The organism is Streptomyces sp. 3330 (assembly GCF_031456635.1).
In the GTDB taxonomy this organism is placed as follows: domain Bacteria; phylum Actinomycetota; class Actinomycetes; order Streptomycetales; family Streptomycetaceae; genus Streptomyces.
This window is the reverse complement of the sequence record NZ_JAVDVA010000016.1, coordinates 209,313-222,039: the sequence shown is the minus strand read 5'-3', so window position 1 is coordinate 222,039 and position 12,727 is coordinate 209,313. Positions and strand designations below refer to the sequence as shown.

The window sequence follows — 12,727 nt, the reverse complement described above, 5'->3', positions numbered from 1 at the left end:
GTGAAGATTCGACACCTCCACCACACACGGGGGCCTTCACCATGATCAAGCCCGGGCCCGTGTCAACAACGCTCGTGACCAATACAGCTAGGGCGTGTCCTGGCGGTGGCCTCCCCGGCCCACGGGGAGGCCACCGCCGGCCGACGGCCGCCCGCCCCGCCTGCCCACTGCCTCACCGAGACCCGCCCCTGGCACGCCGCTCGCCGCCGCTCGCCGACCCACCGTCAGCCGACGCCGACGTCACTGGCCTGCCTGCCTGCCTGTCCTTCCGGTGCTCCGCCCTGCCGAGATCGGACACGGGCCGGCACCGGGCGTACGCGGACTGACGCCCGCCCGGGTGACCGCGGTGTGCGCCCGCACGGATCCTGCGGGCGCGTACCGTCCCCTGCCGGAGCTGTCCGTGCGGCGCGGCGCCGAGGGGACGGCGGGGGATCGGCCGGGAACGCGTGGCCGTACGGAGCGCCGGGTGGTCGTGCGGGCGCCCGCTTCCTAGGCTCGCTGGACGGAGTGTTGCGCGTGTCATGTCGTTCCGGGGGGAGCCGTGGTGCGGTATCGGGTCGGCCGTTGGCCGTTGGTGGGACGCGAGCGGGAACTGGACGAGTTCGCCGAGGTGTCGAAGGACCGCGCGTGCCGGGGCTTCCTCGTGTGCGGGGCTGCGGGGGTCGGCAAGTCACGGCTTGCCGAGGAGTGTCTGGAGCGGGCCGCGGCCGGCGGGTCCCGGGTGGGCCGGGCCACCGCGACCGCCGCGGCCGGAGCCGTGCCGCTGGGTGCGATCGCGCACCTGCTGCCCGCCGGGGTGGACCTCCGTGACCCGGTCGCGGGCTTCGCCGCGGTCGCCGCGCGGCTCGCCGAGGGCCGGGGAGGGCGGCAGCGGGTGCTGCTCGTCGACGACCTGCAGTGGCTGGACTCGGCCTCGGCGGTCCTGTTGCGGCAGCTGATGGACGCGGACGCCGTCCGCCTGATCGGCACGGTCCGCACCGGCGAGCCCTACGGCGATGCCGTCGCCGCCCTCACCGGCGGGGACTCGGTGCGCCGGGTCGACCTCGCCGTACTGGATTCCGCACGGGTCGGCGAACTCCTGGCGGCCGCGCTCCGCAGACCCGTCGCCCGGCACACGGTGCACGAGCTGTCGGCGGCCAGCGGCGGCAACGTGCTGTACCTGCGCGAGTTGGTCGAAGGCGCGCTGGCCGCCGGGGATCTCACCGAGGACGGGGAGATCTGGCAGCTGCGCGAAGGCCGACGGCCCGGCACCGAGCGGCTGGCCGAAGTGATCGGCGCACGGCTGGCGGCCGCCGACCTCGCCGGACGGCCCGTGCTGGAGCTGCTGGCGCTGTGCGAGCCGCTGCCGCTGGCCGACGCCGAGGCCGTCGCCGCCCCGCACACGGTGTCGGACCTGGAGGAGGCCGGGCTGATCCGCGTCGGCCAGGGCGGCAGGCGCACCTCGGTGTCCCTGGCCCATCCCCTGTACGGCGAGGTCCTGCGCGCGGGGCTGCCCGTGCTGCGCCGGCGGGCCCTGCTGCTGCAACAGGCGGCCCGCACCGAGGCACGCGGCGCCCGCCGCCGCGCCGACCCGCTGCGGATCGCCACCTGGCGGCTGGCCGCCACCGGCACCGCCGACCCCGACCTGCTCACCCAGGCCGCGGTGCTCGCCCGCCACGCCCACGACTACGCCCGGGCCGTGGGGCTCCTGCAGGCGGTGCCCGAGGAGCGCCACACCACCGCCACCCGATCGATGCTCGGCGACGCCTTCTTCGAGATGGGCCGCTGGACCGAGGCCGAGAAGGTGCTCGCCCACGCGGACCGGCTCGCCGAGGGCGAACACGAGACGCTGGCGGTCGCCCTGGTCCGCACGACGAACCTGTTGTGGAGCAACGCCCCCGTCGCCGACGCGCTCGCGGCCAACGACGCGGCCCTGGCGAGGATCACGCATCCCGCGGACCGCCGCAAACTCAAGATCAACGAGGGCTTCATCCGGATCGCGGCCGGTCTGCCCGCCCAGGGGCTGACCCTGCTGGAGGACCTGGAGACGGACGTGGGGGACGCGTCCGACGTCGACGCCTGGCTGCGCGGCGCCTGGATGAAGCCCGCCGGGCTGGCCCTGGTGGGCCGCACCCGCGAGGCCGTCGACTGGGCGGAGCGCGCCCACGCCGGGCATCGCCGGGTCGACGAGAGCGCCCTGGCCTCCCACCCCGCGTTCCAGCGCATCCCGCTCGTCCTCGCCCTCACCGAGGCGGGCCGCCCGGCCGAGGCCCGCCGGGCGGGCGAGCCCGCCTACGCCGAACTCGTCGCCGCCGACTCGGTGGTGCGGGTGTGGCTGGCGGTCCTGCTGGGCCGTACGGAGTGGCTGGCGGGCCGGCCGGCCACCGCGCGCCGCTGGTGGGCCGAGGCCGCGGCGCTGGCCCGCACCTTCGACCACGCCATGGCTCTGCGTCTGGTCCTGGCCGGTCTCGCCGCCTGCGCGGCCGTTCAGGGCGAGCTCGAGGCGGCCGAGACGGCGCTCGCGGAGCACCGTGAGCTGGCCACGCCCGAGCCGGGCCTGCTGTCGGCCGGTGAGGAACGCCTCGGCCAGGCATGGCTGCTGGCAGCCAGAGGGCAACTGGGCCGGGCCCGCTCGGTGCTCGTCGCCGGCGCCCGCACCGCCCGGGCCACCGGCCATGCCACCGGAGAGGCGCTGCTGCTGACCGACGTGGCCCGGCTCGGCGGGGCCCGCCAGGTCACCGCCCGGCTCACCGAACTGGCACGCACCTGCGACGGGGAACTCCTCCCGGCCCGGGCGCGATTGGCGCAGGCGCTCGCCGCCGACCACCCCGAGGGGCTGCTGCGGGCGGCCGACGCGTGCGAGGCCGTCGGCGCCGACCTGCTCACCGCCGAGGCGGCGGCCGCCGCTGCCGCCGCCTGGCACCGGGGCCGTGAGCCCCGCCGGGCCGCGGCCGCCGCGCGCAGGTCCGCCACCGCCGCGGCGCGCTGCGAGGGCGCGCGCACCCCGCTCCTGACGACCGCCCGCGCCGCCGCGCCGCTCACCGCCCGCGAGCGCGAGGTCGCCCTGCTCGCGGCCGTCGGCAACGCCAGTGTCGACATCGCCCGCACCCTCACCCTCTCGGTGCGCACGGTCGACAACCACCTCCACCGCGCCTACGCCAAGCTCGGCGTCACGACCCGCCGCGAGCTGGCCCGGACGCTGGGACAGGAGACGCTCCCCGCGCGTCCGCAGGGCTGAGTAACGGCTACTCATGCCGTGCGCCGACGCGGACGGCACGCTCGTTCGTGGACACAACAGCCACGACCTTCAGGAGACACGGGGATGGAAGAGTCAAGGACGGAAGAGACGGGAACGAAGGAGTCGAGCGGCGCGGACCGGGGCCGTCGCGGGCGAAGAGTCCTGGGGGGCGCCGCCCTGACGTCGGCACTGGCGGCCACCGCCCTGCTGGCGTCGACCGTCGTCGCCCAGGCCGCGCCCGCCGCCGCGCCGACGATCCTGGCCCAGCGCGTCGTCACCATCACCCAGGCCGACACGAACCGGTTCCTGGACGCGCACGAGACCGAGAGTCTCGACTACCGGGTGGTGACCCGGCCGTTCCAGAACAACAGCACCCAGCACTGGCTGCTGACCGACCTGAGCAACGGCCTCTCGACGCTCCAGCAGATGAGCAACGGCCGCTATCTCGACGCCTATCAGGGGTCCGGCGACGACTTCCGTGTCGTCACCCGCACCGCCGAGAACGACCCGACCCAGGCCTGGATCATCCTGCCGTCCACCAACGGCACGTACACGATCCAGGAGGCCGGCAACAGCCGGTACCTCGACGCCTACGAGCTGCCTTCCCAGGACTACCAGGTCGTCACCCGGCCCTGGAAGAACGCGGACGAGGAGCGGTGGCGGATCGTGGACGTCTGATGTCCGAGGTCCGGTGCTCGCACGGCCGACGTCCGATGCCCGATGCCTGAGGTCCGACGTCGGCGGGCGGGCCGGTGGCGGGGCGGTCGCACCCGGCCGCCCCGCCGCCGTCGGGCAGACCCGTGTCGCGCAGGTCAGCGGGTGCGGGCGCGCCGGCTCGGCGCTCCGGTGCGGGTGTGAGCGCCGCTCGACGTCGCCTCACCCGAGGCAGCCACCCCGTCCGCCGGTCACCGGCCCGTTGCCTGAAGTCGCCGTCCCACAGGCCCACGTGCGCCACTGCGAGAAGACCCCGTCGAGCGCACGCCGTGCAGGTGGGTGCAAGGGTATGGAAACTGACGGACCGTCAGGTTACGCTCCGGCGCATGATTTCCACGGTGGTCTGGGGTACCGGCAACGTCGGCCGGGCGGCGATCCGTGCGGTCGAGGCGCATCCGGCGCTCGATCTCGCGGCCGTCCTCGTGCACAACCCCGAGAAGGTCGGACGCGACGCGGGAGAACTCGGCGGCCTCGACCGGGGCCTGGGCGTCGCGGCGACCGACGACATCGGGGCCGTGCTGGCCGCGCGCCCCCGGGCGGTGGTGTACGCGGCCTCGGGCGACATCCGGCCCGACGAGGCCCTGGCCGACATCTGCGCGGCGATCCGGGCGGGCGCCGTGGTCGTCACCCCGGCGCTGTACCCGCTCTACGACCAGCGCAACGCCCCGCCCGAGTTCCGGGACCCGGTGCTCGCCGCCGTCGCGGACGGCGGCGGGTCGCTGTTCGTGTCCGGTGTCGACCCGGGCTGGGGCAACGATGTGCTCCCGCTGCTGATGAGCGGCCTGGGCACGGTCGTCGACGCCGTCCGCTGCCAGGAGATCTTCGACTACTCCACGTACGACCAGGAGGAGTCGGTGCGCAACCTGGTCGGGATGGGCCGGCCGATGGACCAGGAGCCGCTGATGCTCGCCCCGTCGATCCCGACCATGATCTGGGGCGGGCAGATCCGGCTGATGGCCAGGGCCCTCGGTGTCGAACTCGACGAGATCCGCGAGACCTTGCGGCGCCGCGCCCTCGACACGACGGTGAGCACCCGGACCATGGGCGAGTTCGAGGCGGGCACCCAGGGCGCGGTGCGGTTCGAGGTGCAGGGCTTCGTGCGGGGGGAACCCCGACTCGTCATCGAGCACATCACCCGGATCCACCCGTCCTGCGCCCCGGACTGGCCGTCGCCGCCCAACGGCGACGGGGCCCACCGCGTGATCATCGAGGGCCGCCCGCGCATCGAGATCACCGTCGAGGCGACCGACGAGGGCGCGAACCGGTCCGCGGGCGGCAACGCCACGGCGGTCGGCAGGCTGGTCGGCGCGATCGACTGGCTGGTGGACGCGGGGCCCGGCCTGTACGACGCGCTCGACGTCCCGCTGCGGCCGGCGGCCGGACGACTCGGCGGCAAGTGACGCCGACTCCCCCTCCGCATCCCGCCGACAGCCCCAGCCGCGCCTCCCTTCGCCGAGGCCGGGGGCGTACACGAAGGAGTCCCGGATGAACATCGACATCCCCGAGGGCAAGCACCCGATCGAGTACGTGTGGGGCGACATGGTCCCCGGCATCGGGCCCGCCGCCGCCAACTTCTCCCTGGCCGTCTACGCCCATACCACCCTGGGGCTGGAGGAGTTCGAGGCCGCGCGGCTGCGGATCGCGCAGATCAACGGCTGCCTCTTCTGCCTCGACTGGCGGACCGAGCGGGACGGGCGGAAGGTCGAGGAGGCGTTCGCCGGCGAGGTGGCCGAGTGGCGCACCACCGACGCCTTCGACGAGCGCACCCGCCTGGCAGCCGAGTACGCGGAGCGGTACGCCCTGGACCACCACGGTCTCGACGACGAGTTCTGGAACCGCATGACCGCCCGCTACAGCCAGCCCGAGATCGTGGAGCTGACCATGAGCCTGGGCTCGTGGCTGGCGTTCGGGCGGCTCAACCGGGTCCTGGGACTCGACGCCATGTGCGTGCTGCCGGGGCACTGAGCCGGTTCGGGGCCGTCCCACGAGCCAGGGCGGCCCCGGTCCGCTCTGCTGTCGTTCCGCCCCGCGTCCGGTTCCGTGCCGGCAGCACGCGCTCAGGCGACCCCCTACAGGTCCGCGGCGATGATCGCTTCGATGTTCCGTTCGGCGAGTGCGGTGATGGTGACGAACGGATTGACGCTGGTGTTGCCCGGGACGAGCGCGCCGTCGATCACGTACAGCCCCGGATGTCCGTGCAGGCGGCCGTAGTTGTCCGTGGCCTTGTCGAGCACCGCTCCGCCGAGGGGGTGGTAGGTGAGGTGGTCGCCCCAGATCTTGTAGGCGCCGAAGAGGTCGGTGCGGTAGATCGTCCCTTCCTTGGCGTTGATCTTGTCGAAGATCGTCTTGGCCATGTCGATGGACGGCTGCTTCCAGGCGGTCTGCCAGTCGAGGTCGACCTTGCCCGTCGCCGCGTTCCACGAGAACCGGGCGCGGTGGGGGTTCTTGGTGATCGACAGATAGAACGAGGCGTAGGTCTCGATGCCGGTGGGCAGCGGCGCCACCTCGGCGAACGCGCCGCCCGCCGCCCAGTTGTCGATACCGGAGCACGGGATGGACGACTGCAGGGCTCCGGTGGGGTCCCACAGGTGGTTGGCGCGGCCGCACATGACGTTGCCGTTGTCGCCCCAGCCCTTGCCCACCTCGCCGTTGAGGCCCGGCAACGCGCCGGTGGCCTTGAGCTTGACCAGGAGCTTGCTGGTGCCGACGCTGCCGGCGGCGAAGAACACCCGGTCCGCGGTGACGGTCTTGGTGACCGTGGTGTTGCCGCCGGTGTCGAGCTGGTCGATGACGACCGTGTAGCCGCCACCGGTCGCCGGCGCGACCGAAGTGACCTTGTGCAGGGGTGAGATGGCGACCCTTCCGGTCGCCGTCGCCGAGGCGAGATAGGTCTTCTGCAGGGACTTCTTGCCGTAGTTGTTGCCATAGAGGATCTCGCCCGCCAGCGCGGACCGGGGTACGGTTCCGGCCGCCTCCTGTTCCATGTAGGCCCAGTCGTACACGTCGGGCACGAAGACGAACGGGAAGCCCGAGCGCTGGGCGTGCTTACGGCCCACCCGCGCGTACTGGTAGCAGGCCGCGGTCTCGAACCACGTCGGGTTCACCGTGCCGACCCCGAGACCCGCGTTGGCGCGCGGGTAGTAGACGGAGTACATCTCGTCGGCGTCGACCGACGGCAGGACGGCGCCGAAGTTCTCCCGCCTGGGGGTGACCGCCATGCCTCCGTTGACCAGGGAGCCGCCGCCGACGCCACGGCCCTGGTAGACGATGATGCCGCCCATCTCCTCGGCGTCCAGGACTCCGGTGTAGCGCGGGACGTCCTTGTCGATGGGGAAGCCGAGGAAGTTGCTGAGCGGTTGCTTCGTCCTGGTGCGAAGCCAGTACGAACGGTAGTCGGGGCTCGTGGTGTTGGCGAAGATCTTGCCGTCCGACCCGGGGCTGTTCCAGGCCATGCCCATCTCGACCATGTGGACGTCGACACCCGCCTGGGCGAGACGCAGAGCGGCCACGGAGCCGCCGTACCCGGTGCCGATCACGAGGACGGGCACATGCGCACCGGATCCGATCACCGCCGTCGCGGCCGTGGTGGCGGCATGGGCCGGGACTCCATGGCCGGCGAGCGCGGCCGACCCGAGAAGAGAACCGGTTCCAGTGATGAATCTTCGACGGGATACGCCGCTGATGCCCTTCCCACGTAGGGAATCATCGTTCATGCGTGACTCCTCACTCTCCATAGAGTGCAACGGGTTCTACTGGCACCCCCATGAGAAGTCACGCCATACCCTGAGGTAACTTTCAAAAGATCATAAAGTGGGCATCACCCGCACGGCCGACGTCCGGACGGGGGACCCGGCCCCGCCCCGCCGCCGGTCGGCAACGGTCCCGGTGCCGAAATCAGTGACCTTCTTCGCTGACACAGCTACTCCTGCCGTCCGTATTCGTTGACAGGACAGCGGCCAGGCACGCTGGACGAGGTGAGTGCCTGGCGGATCACAGGAGAGCAGGCGCGCATGAACCCCAGTGCTCACATCGAGGCCGTCTACGCACAGGTCTGCCGGCGCAACGCCGGTGAGACCGAGTTCCACCAGGCGGTGGGAGAGGTGCTGCACACGCTGGCGCCGGCATTGCGGGCGCATCCGGAGTACGTCGACGCGTTGATCCCCGAGCGGCTGTGCGAGCCCGAGCGGCAGCTGATCTTCCGGGTGCCGTGGGTGGACGACGCGGGGCGGGTACAGGTCAACCGGGGCTTCCGGGTGGAGTTCAGCAGCGCGCTCGGCCCCTACAAGGGCGGTCTGCGCTTCCATCCGAGCGTGAACCTCGGCATCGTGAAGTTCCTCGGCTTCGAGCAGATCTTCAAGAACGCGCTGACCGGACTGGCCATCGGCGGCGGCAAGGGCGGCTCGGACTTCGACCCCAAGGGCCGCAGCGACCACGAGGTCATGCGCTTCTGCCAGGCGTTCATGACCGAGCTGTACCGTCACCTGGGCGAGCACACCGACGTCCCCGCCGGGGACATCGGGGTGGGCGGGCGCGAGATCGGCTACCTCTTCGGCCAGTACAAGCGCATCACCAACCGCTTCGAGGCGGGAGTCCTCACCGGCAAGGGCGTCTCCTGGGGCGGCTCGCAGGCCAGGACCGAGGCCACCGGCTACGGTGCCGTGTACTTCGCGCAGGAGATGCTGGCCACCCGCGGACACGGTCTCGACGGCCGGAAGGTCGTGGTCTCCGGCTCGGGGAACGTGGCGGTCTACGCGATCGAGAAGGTGCACGCGCTGGGCGGGACCGTGGTGGCCTGCTCCGACTCCTCCGGCTACCTGGTCGACGCGGACGGCATCGATCTGGAGCTGCTGAAGTCGGTCAAGGAGGTACGCCGGGCACGTCTGTCGACCTACGCGGAGGGCAAGCCCGCGGCGCGGTTCTCCGACCGGGGCTCGGTCTTCGAGGTGCCCTGCGATGTCGCGCTGCCGTGCGCCACGCAGAACGAACTGGGCGGACAGGAAGCGGGGGTGCTGGTGAAGAACGGCGTCCTCGCCGTCGCCGAGGGCGCCAACATGCCGTGCACCCCGGAGGCGATCGAGATCTTCCGCGAGGCGGGCGTCCTGTTCGGTCCCGGCAAGGCCGCCAACGCGGGCGGCGTGGCCACCTCCGCGCTGGAGATGCAGCAGAACGCCTCTCGCGACGTGTGGACCTTCGAGCAGACCGAGACCCGGCTGGCGGCCGTCATGCGCGGCGTCCACGCCCAGTGCCGCACCACCGCCGAGATGTACGGAGGCACGCCCGACGACTACGTCCTGGGCGCCAACATCGCGGGCTTCCTGCGGGTGGCGGAAGCGATGACGGCCCAGGGCGTCGTATAGCGCCGACCCGTGCCCCTGCTGTGCGTCGGGCTGTCCCACGCCCCTGACCGGCGGTCACAGCCCGACGCCCGCAGCCGCGCACACCCGCCCGATCGGGCCCGACCAGGTGTCGGGCCCGCCTGCTGCCGCACGGGTGTCCTGGAGCTGAACCGGATCCTGGCCGGCAGGAGGCCCGTCCGGACCGACCGGCCGGCGGCCGGACCCGGATGAATCCGCGAGCGGGGCCGCCCCCGCCCCCGAACGAGTCGCTCGGGAAGCGCGGACGGCCCCGGGGGAGCGGGACCACGTCACCGGGCCGACGCCCCCGACCGGCTAGACGCGGTCCTGGAAGACACAGCTCCACACGTACGTGCCCGCGACACTGCCGTCCGCGCGCACCGCCTCCAGCGTGTAGAAGTGCGTGGTCCCCCGCGCGGCCGTGGTGTCCGTGTAGGCACGGGCGTCCGTCGGCAACAGGTCGGCGTGCAGCGGCTCGTACGCCTTCGTGGCCGCGTTCCAGCGGCTGACCCGGTAGCCCGCGACGGTGTCGCACTCCTCCGTCCGGTCGCAGCGCCAGCTGATGGAGGGCCCGTCCTCGTCGGGTCCGCCGATCACGGTTCCGTGGCCCACGCCGCCGAGGTCCCAGTCCCGGGTGACGGTCACGGTCGGCCGGACGTCCAGCTCCGTGGCCTCGACGACCGTCACGCCCGGGTCGCTCGGGTGCAGCGCGTTGCCCCAGCGGTCCTTGGCGACGACCGCGTACACGTACGTCTCCCCGTCCGGCAGGTCGCCGCACAGGACGGCGAGCGGGTCGCTCGTGCCCTCCCGGCAGGAGGTCGAGCTGAGCCACTTCACCGTGCCGTCGGCCTGTCGGGTGCCGGTCCAGGCCACGTAGCGCTCGACGTCGTCCTCGGTCGACGCCGACCAGCTCATCAGCACGCCGTCGGCGCGCGGCGTGGCGTGCACGCCCGTGACCGGACCGGGCGCGACGCGGTCGCCGGTGCGGACGACGAGCGGGGCGGACAGCGCGGACTCGTTGCCGGCCGGGTCCACCGCCGTCACCGCGTACGTCACGTACGTGCCCTCGGGCATGTCCAGGTCATGGCAGACCCCGCCGGTGCTGGTCTCGTCGCTCTCCTCCTCGACGCAGGTCACGCGGGTGAGCGCGGACGGGTCGAGGGTCTTGCCGGTCGAGCGGTAGACCCGGTAGCCGCCGCCGTTGTCGTAGTCCTCGTAGAAGCCGTCGGGCTGCTTCCAGTAGACGTTGGTGTAGTCGACGCGGACGAGGGAGTCGAGGGAGGTCGGGGCCTTCGGCGGCGTCCGGTCGACGCCGTCGCCGGTGACGGTGGCGTACGCCGACGGGTTGCCGAGCGCGTCGAGGGCGCGGACCCGGTAGTACTGGACGGTGTTCACGGGGGAGTAGGTGCGGTACGACGTCGTGTCCGTCGTGCCCAGCAGCTCGAACGGACCGGTGGGCGCGGAGGCGGCGTACACCTCGTACCGGGCGGCGTCGGCGACCTGCTGCCAGGCCAGGACCGACCACCAGGCGTCGCCGGTGACCGTGAGACCGGTCGGCGCCGCGGGTCCCGTGCGGTCCACGGTCACGGCCGTGGCGTCGGTGCTGCCCGCGGACTCGCGGCCGGCCTTGTCGACGGCGCGGACCTCGTACAGGAACGTCTGGCCGGTGGCGGGCGTCGCGTCGACGAACGACGGGGAGGCGAGCAGCGACGCACCGCTGACCCTCGCCCAGGCGGCGGCGCCCAGCCGGCGGTAGACGCGGTAACCGGCGAGGTCCATCTCCTTGTTCGCGGCCCAGCGCAGCGTCGTCTTCGTGGTGTCCCGGTTGTACGCGGCGGTCAGACCGGTCGGGGCGAGCGGCTTGACCGTGTCGACGGCGGCCTCCGTGCGCGGGGTGTACGTGAACCCGGCGGTGGCGAGGCCGGTCCAGGCGACGTAGTCCACGCGGAGCGTGTGCTTGCCGGCCGGGACGGTCACGTCGACGGTCTTGCGGGCGGTCGTGGAGACGTTCTTCCACAGGTCGATCTTCCGCACGCCGTCGACGTACACGCGCATGCCGTCCTGCGTGGCGGCGGAGAGCCGGAAGGGGCCGCCGGAACCGAAGTCCCGGGTGAGGGACCAGCGGACGGAGAAGTTGTCCTTGGGCAGCGTGACGCCGGCCGGGTCGCCGTACCCGTAGTTCTCGCTGATGGCCGCGTCGCAGGCCGTCAGCTTCGGCGTGCCGGCGAAGGTGGTGTTGCCGAAGTACTGCGCCTTCCACACGGGGGAGGTGCAGGTGACGGCCGCGGAGGCCGGGGCGGCGGTGATCATGCTGCCGGTGGCGGCGAGGGCTGCCGTCGCGGCGAGCGCGGTCAGCCGGGTACGAGTCATCACAGAGGGTGGGGCCCTTTCCGGACCTATGAGAGTCAGGTGCAGCGTGTGTGACTGATGAGGCGGGGACAGGGTTGCCCTGACCTCTCACCTTTTTCCCGAGGACGCCGCTCACGTGTCGGCCGTGGCGGTCGGCGGGGGACGCGCGTAGCTGCTCACTGTCCGCCGAGCGCCGAGCGCAGGCGCCGAGAAGCGTCACGCGTCAGGCGTGCGGAGGGCGAGGACGGCCATGTCGTCGTGGCCGTCGCTCGGGTGGTGGTCGGCCAGAGCGTCCACGAAGTCCTGCAGGGGAAGGTGGGCGTGGGCTGTGGCGAGTCCGGCGAGCGCCGCCAGGCCGTCGTCGATGGTGTACGCCGGGTGCTCGATGAGGCCGTCGGTGAAGAAGACGGCGGTGGCGCCCGGGGACAGGGGATGCGTGTGGTCGGGGCGTGCCTCGTCGGGGCTCATGGCGAGCGGCAGGCCTGGTTCGGCGTGGAGGCAGCGTGTCCGCCGGTCGGGGGTGATCAGCAGGGGCGGGAGATGGCCCGCGCTGCTCCAGTGCAGGGTCCAGCCTTCTCGGGCGGGTTCGATGCGGGCGAGACAGGCGGTGGTGACGGGCAGGTCGGTGATGGCGCCGAGAATGCGGTCGAGCCGGTGCGGGACGGCGCTCGGCGGGGCGAGGTGGTCGTAGAACAGGGCGCGGAGCATGCTGCGGGTCTGTGCCATGGCGGCCGCTGAGTGCAGGTCGTGGCCGACGACGTTGCCGATGACGGCAGCGCACGAGCCGTCGGCCCGGTGGGTCCCGCCCTCCGGATGCCGTGCACGAGAACCGCCTCGCCACAGACGCTGGGCGTACACCGCATGGAACCATCGTGCCAGCGCGAACGGCCGGTCGCAGTCGTCGGCGAGGGGCACGCGTCCCTCCGGTCGCGGCCCGGTGGCCCGGACGCCGGCGTCGCCCCGTCCGCCGGCGGCATGCCTGTGGCCTCACCCGACCGGCCCGGCTGACCATGGCCACCGTCCCTACCCGTTCCCGGTGATCCGCGGCTCGACCGTCATGGCCCGTGGAGTGCGGGACGACGGCACGAACGAC

7 protein-coding genes and 1 pseudogene are annotated in these 12,727 nt (G+C 72.7%); 5 read left to right on the top strand and 3 right to left on the bottom strand.

The genetic code is table 11. The features are described from left to right. Nucleotides 1-541 precede the first annotated feature (541 nt). The 4 genes from J2X68_RS25940 (at nt 542) to J2X68_RS25925 (ending at nt 5,896) form a co-directional block, all read left to right on the top strand. Nucleotides 542-3,217 (top strand): LuxR C-terminal-related transcriptional regulator, encoded by a 2,676-nt coding sequence (locus tag J2X68_RS25940; protein ID WP_310434983.1) that lies wholly within the window; start codon nt 542-544, stop codon nt 3,215-3,217. An 84-nt stretch (nt 3,218-3,301) separates the two neighbouring features. Beyond that, nucleotides 3,302-3,895 carry an RICIN domain-containing protein gene (locus tag J2X68_RS25935; RefSeq protein ID WP_310434982.1) on the top strand — a complete coding sequence of 198 codons (594 nt, stop codon included), beginning with the start codon at nt 3,302-3,304 and terminating at the stop codon, nt 3,893-3,895. Nucleotides 3,896-4,257: 362 nt separating this feature from the next. Beyond that, nucleotides 4,258-5,331, top strand: a complete 1,074-nt coding sequence (locus J2X68_RS25930; protein WP_310434981.1) for a dihydrodipicolinate reductase — start codon at nt 4,258-4,260, stop codon at nt 5,329-5,331. Nucleotides 5,332-5,416: 85 nt separating this feature from the next. Beyond that, on the top strand, nt 5,417-5,896 hold the full coding sequence (locus J2X68_RS25925; RefSeq protein ID WP_310434980.1) for a carboxymuconolactone decarboxylase family protein: 480 nt from the start codon (nt 5,417-5,419) through the stop codon (nt 5,894-5,896). Between the two features lie 104 nt (nt 5,897-6,000). Here the strand turns inward: J2X68_RS25925 and J2X68_RS25920 are convergent, their stop codons facing one another. After that, a complete protein-coding gene (locus J2X68_RS25920; RefSeq protein ID WP_310434979.1) occupies nt 6,001-7,644 on the bottom strand; it encodes a GMC oxidoreductase in 1,644 nt (547 codons plus the stop codon). 297 nt (nt 7,645-7,941) lie between these two features. Between J2X68_RS25920 and gdhA the strand changes: the two genes are divergently transcribed. Further along, complete coding sequence (gdhA, locus tag J2X68_RS25915; RefSeq protein ID WP_310434978.1) at nt 7,942-9,288, top strand: NADP-specific glutamate dehydrogenase; 1,347 nt, start codon at nt 7,942-7,944, stop codon at nt 9,286-9,288. Nucleotides 9,289-9,600: 312 nt separating this feature from the next. On the opposite strand, the gene J2X68_RS25910 is transcribed toward gdhA, so the two are convergent. Both J2X68_RS25910 and J2X68_RS25905 read right to left on the bottom strand, forming a co-directional pair. Continuing rightward, nucleotides 9,601-11,655, bottom strand: a complete 2,055-nt coding sequence (locus J2X68_RS25910) for a PA14 domain-containing protein (RefSeq protein WP_310434977.1) — start codon at nt 11,653-11,655, stop codon at nt 9,601-9,603. 195 nt (nt 11,656-11,850) lie between these two features. Continuing rightward, nucleotides 11,851-12,411: pseudogene (locus J2X68_RS25905) on the bottom strand (PP2C family protein-serine/threonine phosphatase); the annotation flags it as partial. Between the last annotated feature and the right edge of the window lie 316 nt (nt 12,412-12,727).